The sequence below is a fragment of the Galactobacillus timonensis genome (genome assembly GCF_900240265.1).
Taxonomy (GTDB): Bacteria; Bacillota_I; Bacilli_A; order Erysipelotrichales; family Erysipelotrichaceae; genus Bulleidia; species Bulleidia timonensis.
The window spans coordinates 1,663,673-1,678,178 of sequence record NZ_LT964739.1; the positions used below are offsets into that span (position 1 = coordinate 1,663,673).

The window sequence follows — 14,506 nt, forward strand, 5'->3', positions numbered from 1 at the left end:
TAGTTATGGTAGACTAACAATGTTTTTGGAGAAAAGTATGAACCTGAGAGAACTGAAGGTTGGAGAAAGCGCGAAGATCCTGGCGGTACACGGGGAAGGGGAGCTTCGGCAGCACTTTCTGGACATGGGACTGATCCCCGGCGTTGTCGTTACGTTGAACAAGCTGGCACCGATGGGTGACCCGATGGAGCTGCGTATCCATGACTATGAGCTGACGCTGCGGCTTTCGGATGCGGCGCAGATCGATATCGGGCCGGCTTCGGCAGGTATTGTTGAAGATGACCTGAAGGGGAAGATCCAGGCGGTTGAGATTGATCATCCGGGCTATGGGGAAGCGGGCATCTACCACGATTCCAAGCATGAACATCCGCTGCCGGATGACCATGTGCTGCGTTTTGCGCTGGCAGGGAATCAGAATTCGGGCAAGACGACGCTGTTCAATCTTCTGACGGGATCCAATCAGCATGTCGGCAACTTTCCGGGTGTCACCGTTGATCGTAAGAGCGGCGCCATCAAGGGGCATCCCAATACGGAGGTGACGGATCTTCCGGGCATTTATTCACTTTCTCCGTATTCGAGTGAAGAGATCGTGTCACGACAGTTCATTCTGGATGAGAAGCCGGATGCGATCATCAATATTGTGGATGCGACGAACATTGATCGGAATCTGTATCTCAGCATGCAGCTGATGGAGCTGGATGTTCCGATGGTACTGGCTTTGAACATGATGGATGAGGTGCGTGCCAACGGCGGTTCGATTGACATCAACCGCATGGAGGCGGAACTGGGCATTCCGGTCGTTGCGATTTCGGCGGCGAAGAATGAAGGTATCGAGGAACTCGTGGACCATGCGATCCATGTTGCACACTATCAGGAACCGCCGCTGCGCAAGGATTTCTGCGACGAGAAGGATCATGGTGGCGCGGTGCATCGTGCTCTGCACGGCATCATGAGTCTGATCGAGGACCATGCGGCGCGTGCTTCGCTGCCGCTGCGCTTTGCGGCGACAAAGGCCATTGAGGGTGATGAGCGTGTGCTTGAGGCGCTTCAGCTGGATGAAAACGAAAAGGAAATGCTCGAGCACATCATCGTTCAGATGGAACAGGAGCGCAAGCTCGATCGCAGTGCGGCCATTGCGGACATGCGCTATACGTTCATTGAACGTCTGTGTGCGGATTGTGTGGTGCGTCCGCATGAGTCAAAGGAACATGAGCGTTCGAACATGATTGACAAGGTTCTGACGGGGAAGTGGACGGCCATTCCTGCGTTCATCGGCATCATGGGGCTGGTGTTCTATCTGACGTTTCATGTGATCGGTGCATTTTTTCAGAATCTGATTGCGGAAGGCATTTCGGCATTGACGGTGCTGGTCGATGGGGCTTTGACTTCTGCCGGTGTTTCGGCTTCGGTGCATTCGCTGATCATTGACGGTATTTTTACGGGTGTTGGTTCGGTACTGAGCTTTATTCCGATCATTGTGACGCTGTTCTTCTTTCTGTCTTTGCTGGAAGACAGCGGCTATATGGCGCGGGTAGCCTTCGTGATGGACAAGCTGCTGCGCAAGATCGGTTTGTCCGGTCGTTCGATTGTGCCGATGATCATTGGCTTTGGCTGCACGGTTCCGGCTGTCATGTCGACGCGTACCCTGCCGTCGGAGCGTGATCGTAAGATGACCATTCTTCTGACGCCGTTTATGAGCTGCAGTGCGAAGCTGCCGATCTATGCCTATTTCTGTGAGGCGTTTTTTCCTGCGCATGCGGCGGTGGTAATGGTTCTGCTGTATGTGATTGGAATTGCGGTCGGCATTCTGGTGGCGCTTGTTTCAAAGAATACGGCATTCAAGGGGGATGCGGTTCCGTTTGTGATGGAGCTGCCGAACTACCGGATGCCGACGCCGAAGAATACCGGGATGCTGATGTGGGACAAGACGAAGGACTTTCTGCAGCGTGCTTTCAGCATCATTTTTGTGGGTACGATTGTTGTGTGGTTCCTGCAGTCCTTCAATACGGATCTGGTGTTTGTGACGGACAATTCCACGAGCATGCTTGCGAAGATTGCCGGTCTGATTGCGCCGGTCTTCCGGCCGATGGGCTATGGCGACTGGCGGATTTGCACGGCATTGATCAGCGGTTTCCTGGCGAAGGAGAGCGTTGTTTCGACGCTGGCGGTTCTGTTTGGAAGTACGGCGCAGCTGGAAGCCGTTCTCTCGAGCGGGGCGGCGTTTGCGCTGCTGGTATTCTGTCTGCTGTATACGCCATGCATTGCGGCAATCAGCTCGATCAGCCGTGAAGCCGGCAAGAAATGGGCTGTGGGTACGGTGCTGTTTCAGTGCGGCATTGCCTGGGTGATGTCGTTTCTGACAAAGATGATTCTGGCGGTGTTTGGAATCTTATGATCCTGCCTGCGTGAGCTGGCAGCCGGTGCCGGTTCCGTCGTTTTCGATGCCGGCAAGGGCTTCGCTGACGCCGCGGTTCCAGTCCATGGTGCCGATGACAACGAGGTCGTTGGCGTTGAGATAGGTGTAATCGTTTGAAGTGAGATATTCGGGATCAATGGTAATGGTCACGGATATCTTTTCATTTTCTTCATGGAAGGAGACGGATACGGCTTTGCTGTCGCGGATGAGGCTGATGTCCGTGCCGGCCATGGACAGAGCCTGATCGGAGGCGGAAAGATTGCTGTCAGCGTCTTCTTCAAGTACGAGTTCGATCTTTGTGACTTTGGTGCGTGTGCCGGAAACGGTCCATGTGCGGCTCATGTTGTTATAGCTGCCGCTGCAGGTGCCGATTCTTGTGGATTGTGTTTCCTGCATCGCAAAGGCGATATAGAGACCAATGGCAATGACGATGGCCAGGATGGCATACATGGATCCCGGGATGGTGCGGTTATGTTCTTTCATGAAAGCAATTGTATAAAAAAAAGACCCTGCTGGCACAAGGTCTTCTTTTTTGAAACTGCAAAGGAGGAAGAAAAATGAACGAATTGTTTGTCTTCTTTCTGAAGACACTTTTATATTAGGATTTGTTTGTGAAAGAACTGTGAAAGTACGATGTAAGATCGTCGAAAGAACGGTTTCTTGAAATCGGTATTCAACGGCGGTTAAATAACCGTAATCGTTCTGCCGAAGGAACGTTAGAAATAGAGGATGAGTCCACTATGTCACTGGAATCGGTAAGAAAACAGTTTGAAGAAGAGGGGATTTCGGATCGCATCATGGAATTTGAAAAGTCTTCCGCAACTGTGGAAGAGGCTGCCGTCGATATCGGCTGTAAGCCGGAGGAAATCTGCAAGACGATGGCCTTCGATGTGGATGGTAAGACGGTATTGATTGCGATGGCTGGCGATGTGAAGGTATCAAACCATAAGTACAAGGGCTTTTTTCATAAGAAGGCAAAGATGTTAAGAGGAGACGAAGTGGCGGAGCGTACTTCGCATCCGATCGGTGGTGTATGTCCGTTCGGTCTGCCGGCGGACTGCGTCGTTTATCTTGATGAGTCCTTGAAGCGGTTTGAGAAGGTGTATCCGGCCTGTGGTTCGATCAACAGTGCGATCGGTGTGACGGTCGATGAGCTTGAGAAGCTGGCGCATGCGGCGGGCTGGATTGATGTAAGTGAGCCGCAGGCTTGAGAATAGGGAAGGGATCCGATAGACTTTAGGCATGAAGAAGCCTCGGATCAGGGATAAAAAGATAGATGATCGTGCTGCCCGTGCTTTGATGCGGATGGTGCGGTTGGAACAGGAGGAGGCGCCGATGGCTCATTTTGCCGGCGTCTTTTATGAGCTGTATGTGGACGGAAAGCTGGATCTGGAGCAGTGCGATGCGGCTTTTGAGGCGGCCCGGCTGTTTGGAAACTGGCGGAACTGGGATGAGAGGGAGGCCAGGGTGTTTGCGCAGCAGTTTGTCGGTGCCTATGATTGCTTGGCAAGGAGGCGGGCATGAGCGGGGATCGCGTATTCAGGGATCTGAACTATGAGGATGCGCTGGCTGCTCTGCAGAAGGCGCAGGTGGATCTTGCCGTTGAGCAGGGCAAACGCAAGGGTGCGGAAACTGCGGAAAACCAGGAGGCGTGGCATCAGGCGGCCCGGATGATGATCGGAATGCTGCTGGTGGCGGGCTTTCTGTTTTCACTGGCTTCAAGTGCGGCGTCGCACCGGGTGTTTCTGTACGTGTTTGGCCTGGGACTTGTGGCGAATGAGATCTACTACCGGGCGGGCAGGAAAAAGCGGCAGGCAATCATTGCAGAGGGAAATGCGGATGCGGACCGGTGGCACGCGGAACATGCGGATGATTTTTTCTTTGTTGAGGTGACGGATTATGCGCCTCATCTTGTCAATGAGCTGCTGAAAATCCTGCGCAGTGGGCAGGCTGAGACGCTGAAAGGGGCGCTGAATGTGTATGATGGGCGCTTTCAGAACGAAGATGACAGTTCCTGCGGGAAATCGTAGCGTATACTGTAGGTGAATTGGAGGAATTATGGCTTTTTCTATTTTTGAGACTTCGGATGATCGGGATGATGAAAAGGAATCTTCCGCCAAAATGGATGAGAAGGTTGTCCTTTATACGCCGGCTTCCTTTGATGAGGCACAGTCGATGGCTGACAGCCTGAAGGAGGGGCATGCGATCGTAGTCAACCTGACGAAGCTTGATGCGACGCAGGCGCAGCGTACGATTGATTTTCTGACAGGGATTGCCTATGCGATCAACGGCAAGATTCAGGCGGTCGGTACGCGTGTGATTCTTTGCAATCCGAAGAATATGGACGTCGACGGGACGATCAGTCTGGAATGAAGATGCCCTGGGTCAGTATTCTTTGCATTGCGCTTTCGATCGGCAATTACATTCGTATGAGCCGCAGCCATGAAAGCGGGTTTTCGGCCGCTGTGGATGCGGGTGCACTTTATCCGCCGGCGGTACGGCAGGGGCAGTGGTGGCGCCTGTTTTCGGCAGGATTTGTCCATTTTTCGCTGTGGCACCTATTGATGAACTGCTATGCGATGTATAGCTTTGGAAGGGGACTGGAACGGATTCTTCCGTGGCCCTGGTATCTGATTCTCGTTGTGGCGTCATTGGTGTCCACAAATTTCTTTGCAATGACGATGGGAAATGAAAACTCCATCAGCGGCGGAATGTCAGGCATTCTCTATGGACTGATGGGGTTCTACTATGCGGTATTTGATGTGCGTACACGCGGTCTTGCCGGGATTTTGACAGATCGCAGTATGTTTGCGACGCTTGGCATTAACCTGTTAATGAACTTTATGCCGGGCATCTGCTGGCAGGCGCATCTGGGCGGTTTTTCGGCAGGCATCGTCTGCGCATTTCTGTTTCTGTATCTTTGAATTATCTTTTGTGCAGTTCAGTTGAGGCGTTCGTCCATGCGCTGGGCGATATCAAGCAGCGGCTGCAGCACTTTTTTTGAAAGAAGAACGGTGCGCTGGCCGGGGATGAAGTCGATCGCGATTCCGTCGCAGTTCTGAGTGATGGCGGCGCGTACCATGGTGCGAAGAGACATGCGCATGGGATAGGCTGCCCTGGCGGCTTCGGCGTTTTCACGTGTGGAATAGACAATGAGATAAAAACGATTGGAGACGGTAGTCATGCCGGCCGGATTGTAATGGCCGGGCTTTCCTTCAATCGGCATGCCGTCGATCCATACTTCGCCATTGGTGCGCAGAATATGGAGCAGTTCGTCCTCGACGGCGTCATACTTATCATCGTTTCCTGAAGACAGATAGGCAGCTACTGCCTTCTGAAGATTGTTGTCGGCGTTTTCCATACTCTGATTATAACCTCGTGCGGGATGCTATAATCACTAGGAGTTATGACGACCGACAATCGAAACAGAACAAGGAAAACTTCGCATTCAAAACATGTGGACCGGCTCCGTGATCATCCGGCCTTCTGGCTTGTGTTTACGGCGCTCTATGCCGTGGTTTTCATTCGCCTGTTTAAGATCCTGATGGGGTAAGGAGAGCACATGGCAAATACTTCGCATCCGTCTATCGTATGTCCTATGTGCGGGAAACGGTTCCCGGTTGCTGTACATGATTTCATCTCTGCAGAAGAGAATCCGGATCTGCGGGCTTCTCTGCTGGACGGGTCGCTGTTTACAGCGGTATGTCCGTATTGCGCCGATGTAGTGGATCTGTTTTATCCATGCATGTACCGGGACGAGAAACACCGTTATTTTGTCTATCTGACGGACGAAGAGGAAGGCCGTCACATTTTTGACTCTCTTCCGCCTTCGGTGGTCAGACATCGGGTTGTCAGTGATGCCAATCAGATGCGTGAAAAAATCGTTCTTTTCGATGCGGGTCTCGATGATCGCGCCGTGGAAGTGATGAAGCTGATCCGTCTCGAGTCTCTTCGTACAAGAAATCCGGGTATTCCGATTCAAGCTCTGTATTATGATCCCCAAGATGGATTTGCCGTATATGGCGAAGATGAAAAGCTCGGAACGATCCGCTTTGATCCGAAGCTTTATGAGGCGGTAGAGGAGCAGATCATCGGCCGCCTGGAAGATACGTTTCCGGAGCAGGTGATTATCGACGCCGACTGGGCACGCCAGGTCTATAAGCCCGGTGCGATGTTTCTGCGCATGATCTGATATGACCAAAAGACGATGGGTTTTTCTGCATTCATTGTTGGCGCTGCTGTGTCTGTTCATGCTCGGCGGCTGCGGGAAGGCGGAAACCGCATCGTCTTTTTCGTCGTTTCCTTCTTCTTCACCGGCTGCTTCTTCATCTTCCTTTTCTTATGACGCCATTCCGGAGTATGCGGGCGATCCCTATGTCGTAATGAATGACAACGTTCCCTATTTTCAGGGCTCGTCCATCGCGCCGGATGCGTATGAACGCTATGGCGCTCAAGACGCGCTAGGGCGCTGCACGGCAGCGATGGCGGTTCTGGGCCGGGAAACCATGCCTGAAGAAGGGGAAGAACGTACATCGCTGTATGATGTCAGACCCACGGGCTGGACGAAGGGAACGTGTCAGGTCGATGAGGCATGTGTGAGCTGGCGGCGCTGTCATCTGATCGGCTGGCAGCTGTCGGCAGAAAATGCAAATCCCCTGAACCTGATCACGGGAACGGAATATATGGATCATCAGGGGATGCTCGGGTTTGAAAATGAGGCGGCAGACTATATCCATGCGACGGGCAATCACGTAGCCTATCGGGTGACGCCGGTGTTTGTTAGGGATGAAATGATTGCGCGCGGTGTGCTCATGGAAGGCTGGTCAATCGAGGATCAGGGACAGGGTGTGTGTTTCTGTGTATTCTGCTACAACGTTTCGCCCGGAGTTTCGATCAACTATGTGACGGGTGAAACAGCCTTTGAAAATAAAACGACGGCCGCCAGGACCGTCTATGTGCTGAATACACGTTCAAAGAAATTTCATGCGGCGGACTGTCCGAATGTCAGTACCATTTCGGATCAGAACAGACAGATAGTCACTGTTTCGCGGGACGACCTGATTGCCCGGGGCTATTCGCCGGCTTCCGACTGTGATCCGTGAGACTGCTTCAGCAGCTTGAGCTCAAGGACACGGCGCTCGTTGTCGTTGACTCTCAGTATGTTCAGTGCTTCGTCCAGCGTCCAGCCGGTTGCGGAAAGCAGCTGGTCCAGGTCAATGCTGTAGATGCGTGATGTTCTGTATTTGAAGTCTTTCATATCTGTATTTTATACCGCAGGTGCGTCTGGTTGATTTAATTTTCTTGAATGCGCTTTCGAAAGCGCAATAATACTATTAAGAGACAAGGAAGGTTATAGATCATGCGTTTTGTAGATTTGATTGAAAAGAAGTCGGATGGCGGCGTTTTAAGCCGGGAAGAAATTCAGTTCATGGTGAACGGATTTGTCAAAGGCGACATTCCCGATTATCAGATGTCGAGTATGATGATGGCCATTCTGCAGCGCGGAATGGGTGATGAGGAGGCTACGGAACTGACGATGGCCATGATGCATTCGGGCGATGTCGTGGATCTCAGCGACCTGCCGGGTGTGAAGCTGGACAAGCACAGCACGGGCGGCGTCGGAGATACGACGACGCTTGTTGTGGCTCCTCTGGTAGCTGCCTGCGGCGGTACGGTTGCGAAGATGAGCGGCCGCGGTCTTGGTCATACGGGCGGTACGCTGGATAAGCTGGAGTCGGTTCCGGGCACCTGCATCGAGCAGCCGATGGACCGCTTCAAGGAAATCGTGCGTGAAAACGGTGTATGCGTCATCGGCCAGAGCGGCAATCTAGTGCCGGCGGACAAGAAGATGTATGCGCTGCGTGATGTGACGGCGACAGTTCGTTCGATTCCTCTGATCGCAAGCTCCATCATGTCGAAAAAGCTGGCCGCGGGAGCGGATGCGATCGTTCTTGATGTCAAGACTGGCAGCGGTGCCTTCATGCGTACAAAGGAAGAGGCCTTCGAGCTTGCGCAGCTGATGTGCAACATCGGGTCCCTGGCGGGCAGAAAGGTGCGCGCCGTCGTGACGGATATGAATCAGCCGCTCGGTCTTGCGGTCGGCAATGCGCTGGAGGTGCAGGAGGCGGTGGAACTGCTTTCCAATGAGATTGCGGAAGGCGATCCGCTGTATGAAGTATGCATGTTACTGGGGTCGCAGATGCTGCAGATGGCAGAGATTGCCGCAGATGATGCCCAGGCGCGTGCGATGCTCAAGGCACATATTGAGGATGGTTCGGGTCTGAAGCACCTGCAGCGGATGTTCGAGCTGCTGGGTGGCGATGCGTCGTATGTGAATGTCGAAGGGATGCGCAAACTGGTTGCGGTGAAGCGCCTTGAGGATCTGACGGCGGACAGCGATGGCTATGTAACCTCGATGGATGCGGAAAAGATCGGTACGGCGGCCCAGATGCTAGGCGCCGGCAGAGCGACCAAGGAAGACAAGGTGGATCCGGCGGTCGGCCTCAAGATGCATGTTCGGGTTGGCTATCCGATCCGCAAGGGTGATATTCTCTGCACTCTCTACATCAACAGGGAAGACGGCGTTGAGGATGCCAAACGTCTTCTGAAGGAAGCGATTCATATTACCGACGGTCCGGTAGAGACGGAACCGATGGTGTATGGTCTGGTGACGGCAAACAGATAATTGCCGGAGTAAATGCAGGTGAAAGGAGGAGTTCTTCGCGGCTCCTCTTTTCTCGTCGCTATAATAGGTGACGGAAAACGATATGCTGAATATTGCAGGTGTGATTTTGATTCTGATTCAGTTTGTGCTTGATGGGGCTGCCATTGTGCGCGAGAATGTGACCTTTGCGGATGCGCTGGATGTGATCAGCTGGTTTCTGTTCGGGCTGATCGGCATCGTTCTTCTGCTGATCAATCAGGCATGGATGAATCATAAAGTCGCAAAACTGCTGCGAAAGGTGCGTGAGGAAGATGGAGATTAGAATTCTTCAGCTGGAGGCCGGGGCGAAGGAAGCCGAAGGCGTTACGGTGATCATCGATGTGTTTCGGGCATTTTCGCTGGAATCGGTGCTGTTTCGAAACGGGGCTGAAAAGATCATCTGCGTTGAAAAGGAAGAACTGGCAAGAAAGCTTCATCAGGATGATCCGGATACGGTATTGATCGGGGAACGCAACGGCAGGATTCTGCCGGGCTTTGACTACGGCAATTCGCCGGACGCGATAAAGGATATCGATTTTTCGGGGAAGACGGTCATCCATACGACGACCAACGGTACCCGTGGTCTTGCGGAGGCAAAAGGGGCTTCGGCACTGCTGTGTGCTTCTTTGCGCAATGCTGAAGCGACAGCGGACTATATCCGTGGACTGGTTCCGGATGTGGTTTCGCTGGTATGCATGGGCTGGGTAGACCGTGAAACAGAAGAGGATACGCTGTGTGCAGAGTATCTGAAGTCGCTTCTTGAGAATCGTCCGCTGGCCGATCTTCCGGAGCGGTGCATCGATCTGAAAAATGCGGAAGGAAAGAAGTTCTTTGATCCAAACCGTCAGGATGTGTTTCCGGAAGGTGATTTCTGGATGTGCATTCAGCCGGATCAGGAGGACTTTGCGATTGTGTCCCAACGGGCTGGCGATCTCTTCGTAAACACAAGGAGTGACAGGCATGCATAGGAAATACTTTTTCTTCGACATTGATGGTACGTTGACGGATGATGCGACGCATAAGATTGTTCCCAGTGCGCGCTACACTCTGAAGAAGCTGGAGGAGAGCGGGCACTTTGTGTCGATTGCGACAGGCAGGGCACATTACAAGACGGTTGCCTTTACGGACCCGCTTGGCTTTGAGAACATTGTTTGCTGCGGCGGGGCGTGCCTGGTTCTGCAGGGAAAGGTGATTGAGAATGATCCTCTTGACCGTTCCCGGGCACGTTCCATTCTGCATGAGGCGGATGAATGCGGACTGGGGTGGCTTGTGAGTCTTGAGGACAGCGACACAGTAAAGATGAAGGATTACCGCTTTCTGGAACAGGCGGGTCTTAGAAAAGAGCTGACCAGTTATGTCTATGATCCGGATCTGAGGATCGATGCGCTGCCGGAAATATTCAAGATCTATCTCGCTCTGCCGAAAGCACGGGAGGAAACATATGCCTGGGTCAAGAGTCATCCGTATCTTCGCATGACGAAGGACTACGTCGTTTACCAGCATGATGAGAAGAAGGAAGGCATCCTTCGGATGATGAAGGCGGTCAACGGCGATGTGAAGGATGTGGTTGTCTTCGGCGATGGCAAGAATGATCTCGTGATGTTTGATCCGCAATGGACAAGCATTGCGATGGGAAACGGCAGCGAGCAGCTGAAGAAGCAGGCCGACTATGTGACGGCTTCCAACGTGGATGACGGGATTCTTAAGGCATGCCGGCATTTCGGCTGGATTGATCCGGCAGTGGATGATGAATTCCCGCTTTAGAATCATCGATTCTGCGTTGCGTGGGGAAAATGGCTGTGCTATCATATGGTCTGCGTCCATCGAACGCGTCACTGTTCCGCTGGTAGACTACAGGGCCATGAGCAGGTGATCAATCGGAAATTATGAAGGAGATTTTAAGATGAAACTCGATTTGATTGAGAAGATCACTAAGGATCAGATCCGCAACGACATTCCTGAATTTACACCTGGCGATACGATTCGCGTTTATGTCCGTATTCGTGAAGGCAGCAAGTCCCGTATTCAGATGTTTGAGGGTGTTGTCGTCGCTATGCAGAGCGGCGGCGTGGGGGAGACCTTCACGGTTCGCAAGATGTCCAATGGTGTCGGCGTTCAGAGAACATTCCCGAAGAACAGCCCGATCATTGATCACATTGAAGTTGCCCGTAAGGGTAAGGTTCGCCGCGCTAAGCTTGGCTATCTCAAGGGACTTTCCGCTAAGAATTCCCGTATCAAGGAAGACCGCTGAGTACAAAGAGAAAGACTTCGGTCTTTCTCTTTTTTTGCGCCTTGTCTATAATTTGCATATATGTCTGAAAAACCAAAGCAGGATGATCAGCTTCAGGAAACGGTGATGCTCGCGGTCGTTGAGGGAGAGCGTGATGAGACGCACCCGGACAGTGACCTGAAACCGAAACCGGAGCCGGAAAAAAAGAAGAAAAAGAAGAACAGGAAGAAGGCGGAACAGAGACGGGAAGATGCGCTGGATTTTTTCCGTACGCTGATTATCAGTATGGCGGTGCTCTTCGTGCTGAGCCGTTTTGTGTGGCGCCCGATCCGTGTGCAGGGCAGTTCCATGTATCCGACGCTTGAGTCGGGATCTCTTGGCATGAGCAACGTCATCGGGTATAAGACGAAGGGTCTGCAGCGCTTTGACATCGCAATCATCTACATTGCGGATAAGAAGGAATATCTGGTGAAGCGCGTCGTCGGCCTTCCGGGAGAAACGATCGAGTACAAGGATAACGAGCTGTTTGTCAACGGTGAAAAGGTGGCGGAAACGTTCCTTGATCCGGATTACATGAAGTCGAGCGGCGATGTCTTTACCGGTGATTTCGGCCCGATTACGCTGGGTGAGGATGAGTATTACTGTCTTGGCGACAACCGGCCGGTATCGAACGATTCCCGCTATTACGGTCCGTTCTCGAGTGATCAGATTGTGGCAAAGGGTGCCTTCATCTTCTGGCCGTTCAGTGATTTCGGAGTGAAGTCATGGTAGATGTGCAGTGGTATCCGGGCCATATGGAAAAGGCCCGCCGTGACATGCAGGAGTCGCTGAGGGCGGTGGACCTGATTGTTGAGATCCGTGACGCAAGAGTCCCTGATGCTTCGCGAAATCCATTGCTCGATACGATGGGACAGGGAAAGGGCAGGCTGATTGTGCTGTCAAAGGCGGATCTGGCCGATCCTGTCGAGACGCAGCGTTGGATCGATACTCTTACCAAAGAGGATCAGAAGGCGATGGCACTCGATATTGCCCACGATCCTTCGGCAAAGAAGATCGTTCTTGAGCAGCTTCATGAACTTGGCAAACCGAAGATTGAACGCATGGTGCGCAGGGGTATTCGCCCCCGTGCCCTGCGGGCGATGGTATGCGGCATTCCCAATGCCGGAAAGTCGACGCTGATCAACCGGATTAGCGGAAAGAACCGTGTCCGTACGGAAGACCGTCCGGGTGTTACGCGTTCTCTTGCCTGGATCCATGCGGATAAGACGATGGATCTTCTTGATACGCCGGGTGTTCTATGGCCGAAGTTTGATGATCCAAGGACCGGTTCATTGCTGGCGGCGACAGGTGCGGTCAATGAATCCATTCTTGATCTCAAGGAAATTGCGATGGATACGATGCATGTGATCCGTCAGTACTATCCGGATGCGTTAAGTGAAGCATATCAGTGTGATCCGGATACGCGAATCGATGTGATGCTGGAGAAGATCGCTGCTGCCCGTCACGCCCTCAAGGAAAATAATGAGCCGGATACGGACCGTGCGGCTGTAATCTTCCTGCATGAACTGAGGGAAGGGAAGCTTGGTCGTATCACGCTGGAGCATGTTGATGCCTAAGAAGGTATGTGAAAACAGCTACGAACACGATGCCTGGGCCGATGGAAGACTGGTGCTTGGCATCGATGAGGCCGGACGCGGTCCTTTGGCCGGCCCACTGTCCGTTGCCGGTGTTATTTTTCCGATCGGCTACGAAAATCCGGGCATTTATGATTCCAAGGCACTGAGTGAAAAGAAGAGGGAAGAGCTGTACCGTGTCATTCAGGAAGAGGCGCTGTGGTTTGAAGTCATCGAAGTTTCTCCGGCAGAGATCGACCATTACAATATCTACCGCGCGGATCAGCTCGCCTTTGAGGCAATCGCTGATCACGCAGCACAGGCCGGCCTCGTTCTTACCGATGCGATGCCTTTGCCGGATGTACGAGACCGGAAGGTTGTGTCTTTGGTGAAGGGGGATCAGAAGAGCATTTCGATTGCGGCGGGATCCATTCTTGCAAAGGTGACACGGGATCATCTGATGATGCAGTATGATCAGGAATATCCGGGATACGGCTTTGCCAAAAACAAGGGCTATCCCACCAGGGAACATCTTGCGGCATTGGACCGTCTTGGCGTCACTCCGATTCACCGGCGCAGTTATGGTCCGGTTGCGGTACGGCAGATGAAGCTGGACCTGTTCGCAGAAGAAAACGGAAATAACGAAAAAGAATAATCGGGAAAACGCCTTTGCCTTCTCTTTAGAACAGTGGAGGCGTTTTTATGAATGAAAGGGAACGTTTGATCAGCTATGCGATGGTCTATGGAGGCGACTGGGAAAAGATTACGGCCGCTGTCAGTGACCGTCGCGAAATACGCAGCTGCCCCTCGCCGGATGCGGCGATTACGATCTATGATGCACAATATCCCGATCGTCTGCGTCAGCTCCGCTATCCACCCTGGGTATTGTTCTACCGGGGAAAGATCGAGCTTCTAGGGCGCCCGTCCGTCACTATCATCGGTTCACGCAAAATGACCAGCTATGCCGCGGAAACAACGCTCCGGCTGGCGGGGAAGATCAGCCGGCACTGTCCGGTGGTGTCAGGTCTTGCCAAAGGCGTAGACGGACTTGCGCATCGCTCGGCGCTGGAGCATGGAGGGATGACGATCGGTGTGATCGGCAGCGGACTGGGTACGGTGTATCCTCTGGAAAATCAGGATCTTTATGATCAGATGGCGGAGAAGGGACTGATTCTTTCGGAATATCCCCATCATGCGGGGGTGCGCAAGCGCAATTTTCCATGGCGCAACCGTATCCTTGCGGCTTTGGGTGATACGCTTCTGATTACCCAGGCTGCCTGTAAAAGCGGAACGATGTTAACAGTAAATGAGGCCATCGCCCTTTCACGTGATATATACTGTATTCCCTATCCCTTTGATGTGGAGGAAGGCCGCGGGTGCAACCTTCTGATCTCGCAGGGGGCACAGATTTTCTTTGAGGAAAGTCAGCTGAAGGAACTGATCCCTTCATTGCGTTCCTCTTGAAAATCCTAAGGGCTTTCGGTATTCTTAGCACTGTTTAGAAACAAAACCTGCAATCGTAGAAAAGTGGCCAGGAGGTATTG

General features: G+C 52.7%; 21 protein-coding genes. 18 read left to right on the forward strand and 3 right to left on the reverse strand.

The window, feature by feature from the left end:
* Window positions 1–37 precede the first annotated feature (37 nt).
* On the forward strand, window positions 38–2,395 hold the full coding sequence (feoB, locus tag C1714_RS07900) for a ferrous iron transport protein B (protein ID WP_102342670.1): 2,358 nt from the start codon (window positions 38–40) through the stop codon (window positions 2,393–2,395).
* Here the strand turns inward: feoB and C1714_RS07905 are convergent.
* Complete coding sequence (locus tag C1714_RS07905) at window positions 2,390–2,899, reverse strand: hypothetical protein (protein WP_102342671.1); 510 nt, start codon at window positions 2,897–2,899, stop codon at window positions 2,390–2,392. The genes feoB and C1714_RS07905 overlap by 6 nt on opposite strands.
* 257 nt (window positions 2,900–3,156) lie before the next feature.
* Between C1714_RS07905 and C1714_RS07910 the strand changes: the two genes are divergently transcribed.
* Genes C1714_RS07910 through C1714_RS07930 form a run of 5 tightly spaced genes read left to right on the forward strand, consistent with a single transcriptional unit; the run spans window position 3,157 to window position 5,340 of the window.
* Window positions 3,157–3,627, forward strand: coding sequence for a YbaK/EbsC family protein (locus C1714_RS07910; protein WP_102342672.1), 471 nt, complete (start codon window positions 3,157–3,159; stop codon window positions 3,625–3,627).
* A gap of 31 nt (window positions 3,628–3,658) precedes the next feature.
* The gene (locus C1714_RS07915) at window positions 3,659–3,940 is read left to right on the forward strand and encodes a hypothetical protein (protein WP_102342673.1); all 282 of its coding nucleotides are present in this window, start codon (window positions 3,659–3,661) and stop codon (window positions 3,938–3,940) included.
* Entirely contained in the window at window positions 3,937–4,446 is a 510-nt protein-coding gene (locus C1714_RS07920; protein WP_102342674.1) for a hypothetical protein, read from the forward strand. Before C1714_RS07915 ends, C1714_RS07920 begins: the two co-directional genes overlap by 4 nt.
* A 28-nt stretch (window positions 4,447–4,474) precedes the next feature.
* The gene (locus tag C1714_RS07925) at window positions 4,475–4,789 is read left to right on the forward strand and encodes a cell division protein SepF (protein ID WP_102342675.1); all 315 of its coding nucleotides are present in this window, start codon (window positions 4,475–4,477) and stop codon (window positions 4,787–4,789) included.
* Window positions 4,786–5,340 (forward strand): rhomboid family intramembrane serine protease, encoded by a 555-nt coding sequence (locus C1714_RS07930; RefSeq protein WP_102342676.1) that lies wholly within the window; start codon window positions 4,786–4,788, stop codon window positions 5,338–5,340. Before C1714_RS07925 ends, C1714_RS07930 begins: the two co-directional genes overlap by 4 nt.
* A gap of 17 nt (window positions 5,341–5,357) precedes the next feature.
* Here C1714_RS07930 and C1714_RS07935 read toward each other — a convergent pair whose 3' ends face one another.
* On the reverse strand, window positions 5,358–5,777 hold the full coding sequence (locus tag C1714_RS07935; protein ID WP_102342677.1) for a hypothetical protein: 420 nt from the start codon (window positions 5,775–5,777) through the stop codon (window positions 5,358–5,360).
* Between the two features lie 45 nt (window positions 5,778–5,822).
* Between C1714_RS07935 and C1714_RS14040 the strand changes: the two genes are divergently transcribed.
* The 3 genes from C1714_RS14040 to C1714_RS07945 are packed head-to-tail and all read left to right on the forward strand — an operon-like array spanning window position 5,823 to window position 7,518.
* Window positions 5,823–5,969 (forward strand): hypothetical protein, encoded by a 147-nt coding sequence (locus tag C1714_RS14040; protein ID WP_167849982.1) that lies wholly within the window; start codon window positions 5,823–5,825, stop codon window positions 5,967–5,969.
* A 9-nt stretch (window positions 5,970–5,978) separates the two neighbouring features.
* Window positions 5,979–6,608 carry a CpXC domain-containing protein gene (locus C1714_RS07940; RefSeq protein WP_102342678.1) on the forward strand — a complete coding sequence of 210 codons (630 nt, stop codon included), beginning with the start codon at window positions 5,979–5,981 and terminating at the stop codon, window positions 6,606–6,608.
* Between the two features lies 1 nt (window position 6,609).
* The gene (locus C1714_RS07945; RefSeq protein ID WP_102342679.1) at window positions 6,610–7,518 is read left to right on the forward strand and encodes a DNA/RNA non-specific endonuclease; all 909 of its coding nucleotides are present in this window, start codon (window positions 6,610–6,612) and stop codon (window positions 7,516–7,518) included.
* Here the strand turns inward: C1714_RS07945 and C1714_RS07950 are convergent.
* Complete coding sequence (locus C1714_RS07950) at window positions 7,488–7,673, reverse strand: hypothetical protein (RefSeq protein ID WP_102342680.1); 186 nt, start codon at window positions 7,671–7,673, stop codon at window positions 7,488–7,490. The two genes, C1714_RS07945 and C1714_RS07950, sit on opposite strands and share 31 nt — an antisense overlap.
* A 102-nt stretch (window positions 7,674–7,775) precedes the next feature.
* Here C1714_RS07950 and C1714_RS07955 point away from each other — a divergent pair, with 102 nt between their 5' ends.
* The 9 genes from C1714_RS07955 (at window position 7,776) to dprA (ending at window position 14,426) form a co-directional block, all read left to right on the forward strand.
* Window positions 7,776–9,101: a thymidine phosphorylase gene (locus C1714_RS07955; RefSeq protein WP_102342681.1), complete on the forward strand. Its 1,326-nt coding sequence runs from the start codon at window positions 7,776–7,778 to the stop codon at window positions 9,099–9,101.
* 82 nt (window positions 9,102–9,183) lie between these two features.
* The gene (locus C1714_RS07960) at window positions 9,184–9,402 is read left to right on the forward strand and encodes a hypothetical protein (RefSeq protein ID WP_102342682.1); all 219 of its coding nucleotides are present in this window, start codon (window positions 9,184–9,186) and stop codon (window positions 9,400–9,402) included.
* Window positions 9,392–10,087, forward strand: coding sequence for a 2-phosphosulfolactate phosphatase (locus tag C1714_RS07965; RefSeq protein WP_102342683.1), 696 nt, complete (start codon window positions 9,392–9,394; stop codon window positions 10,085–10,087). The genes C1714_RS07960 and C1714_RS07965 overlap by 11 nt, the downstream gene beginning before the upstream one ends.
* Window positions 10,080–10,883: an HAD-IIB family hydrolase gene (locus tag C1714_RS07970; RefSeq protein WP_102342684.1), complete on the forward strand. Its 804-nt coding sequence runs from the start codon at window positions 10,080–10,082 to the stop codon at window positions 10,881–10,883. Before C1714_RS07965 ends, C1714_RS07970 begins: the two co-directional genes overlap by 8 nt.
* A 139-nt stretch (window positions 10,884–11,022) precedes the next feature.
* A complete protein-coding gene (gene rplS, locus C1714_RS07975; RefSeq protein ID WP_102342685.1) occupies window positions 11,023–11,370 on the forward strand; it encodes a 50S ribosomal protein L19 in 348 nt (115 codons plus the stop codon).
* A gap of 60 nt (window positions 11,371–11,430) precedes the next feature.
* A complete protein-coding gene (gene lepB / locus C1714_RS07980) occupies window positions 11,431–12,120 on the forward strand; it encodes a signal peptidase I (protein ID WP_245305079.1) in 690 nt (229 codons plus the stop codon).
* A complete protein-coding gene (gene ylqF, locus C1714_RS07985; RefSeq protein WP_102342686.1) occupies window positions 12,114–12,965 on the forward strand; it encodes a ribosome biogenesis GTPase YlqF in 852 nt (283 codons plus the stop codon). Before lepB ends, ylqF begins: the two co-directional genes overlap by 7 nt.
* A complete protein-coding gene (locus tag C1714_RS07990; protein WP_245305080.1) occupies window positions 12,958–13,617 on the forward strand; it encodes a ribonuclease HII in 660 nt (219 codons plus the stop codon). The genes ylqF and C1714_RS07990 overlap by 8 nt, the downstream gene beginning before the upstream one ends.
* Before the next feature lie 47 nt (window positions 13,618–13,664).
* A complete protein-coding gene (dprA, locus tag C1714_RS07995; RefSeq protein WP_102342688.1) occupies window positions 13,665–14,426 on the forward strand; it encodes a DNA-processing protein DprA in 762 nt (253 codons plus the stop codon).
* Window positions 14,427–14,506 lie beyond the last annotated feature (80 nt).

What these genes read in the sequence shown, in the direction of transcription:
- feoB (WP_102342670.1), top strand. Translation starts at nt 38, where the DNA reads ATGAACCTGAGAGAACTGAAGGTTGGAGAAAGCGCGAAGATCCTGGCG.
- C1714_RS07905 (WP_102342671.1), bottom strand. Translation starts at nt 2,899, where the DNA reads ATGAAAGAACATAACCGCACCATCCCGGGATCCATGTATGCCATCCTG.
- C1714_RS07910 (WP_102342672.1), top strand. Translation starts at nt 3,157, where the DNA reads ATGTCACTGGAATCGGTAAGAAAACAGTTTGAAGAAGAGGGGATTTCG.
- C1714_RS07915 (WP_102342673.1), top strand. Translation starts at nt 3,659, where the DNA reads ATGAAGAAGCCTCGGATCAGGGATAAAAAGATAGATGATCGTGCTGCC.
- C1714_RS07920 (WP_102342674.1), top strand. Translation starts at nt 3,937, where the DNA reads ATGAGCGGGGATCGCGTATTCAGGGATCTGAACTATGAGGATGCGCTG.
- C1714_RS07925 (WP_102342675.1), top strand. Translation starts at nt 4,475, where the DNA reads ATGGCTTTTTCTATTTTTGAGACTTCGGATGATCGGGATGATGAAAAG.
- C1714_RS07930 (WP_102342676.1), top strand. Translation starts at nt 4,786, where the DNA reads ATGAAGATGCCCTGGGTCAGTATTCTTTGCATTGCGCTTTCGATCGGC.
- C1714_RS07935 (WP_102342677.1), bottom strand. Translation starts at nt 5,777, where the DNA reads ATGGAAAACGCCGACAACAATCTTCAGAAGGCAGTAGCTGCCTATCTG.
- C1714_RS14040 (WP_167849982.1), top strand. Translation starts at nt 5,823, where the DNA reads ATGACGACCGACAATCGAAACAGAACAAGGAAAACTTCGCATTCAAAA.
- C1714_RS07940 (WP_102342678.1), top strand. Translation starts at nt 5,979, where the DNA reads ATGGCAAATACTTCGCATCCGTCTATCGTATGTCCTATGTGCGGGAAA.
- C1714_RS07945 (WP_102342679.1), top strand. Translation starts at nt 6,610, where the DNA reads ATGACCAAAAGACGATGGGTTTTTCTGCATTCATTGTTGGCGCTGCTG.
- C1714_RS07950 (WP_102342680.1), bottom strand. Translation starts at nt 7,673, where the DNA reads ATGAAAGACTTCAAATACAGAACATCACGCATCTACAGCATTGACCTG.
- C1714_RS07955 (WP_102342681.1), top strand. Translation starts at nt 7,776, where the DNA reads ATGCGTTTTGTAGATTTGATTGAAAAGAAGTCGGATGGCGGCGTTTTA.
- C1714_RS07960 (WP_102342682.1), top strand. Translation starts at nt 9,184, where the DNA reads ATGCTGAATATTGCAGGTGTGATTTTGATTCTGATTCAGTTTGTGCTT.
- C1714_RS07965 (WP_102342683.1), top strand. Translation starts at nt 9,392, where the DNA reads ATGGAGATTAGAATTCTTCAGCTGGAGGCCGGGGCGAAGGAAGCCGAA.
- C1714_RS07970 (WP_102342684.1), top strand. Translation starts at nt 10,080, where the DNA reads ATGCATAGGAAATACTTTTTCTTCGACATTGATGGTACGTTGACGGAT.
- rplS (WP_102342685.1), top strand. Translation starts at nt 11,023, where the DNA reads ATGAAACTCGATTTGATTGAGAAGATCACTAAGGATCAGATCCGCAAC.
- lepB (WP_245305079.1), top strand. Translation starts at nt 11,431, where the DNA reads ATGTCTGAAAAACCAAAGCAGGATGATCAGCTTCAGGAAACGGTGATG.
- ylqF (WP_102342686.1), top strand. Translation starts at nt 12,114, where the DNA reads ATGGTAGATGTGCAGTGGTATCCGGGCCATATGGAAAAGGCCCGCCGT.
- C1714_RS07990 (WP_245305080.1), top strand. Translation starts at nt 12,958, where the DNA reads ATGCCTAAGAAGGTATGTGAAAACAGCTACGAACACGATGCCTGGGCC.
- dprA (WP_102342688.1), top strand. Translation starts at nt 13,665, where the DNA reads ATGAATGAAAGGGAACGTTTGATCAGCTATGCGATGGTCTATGGAGGC.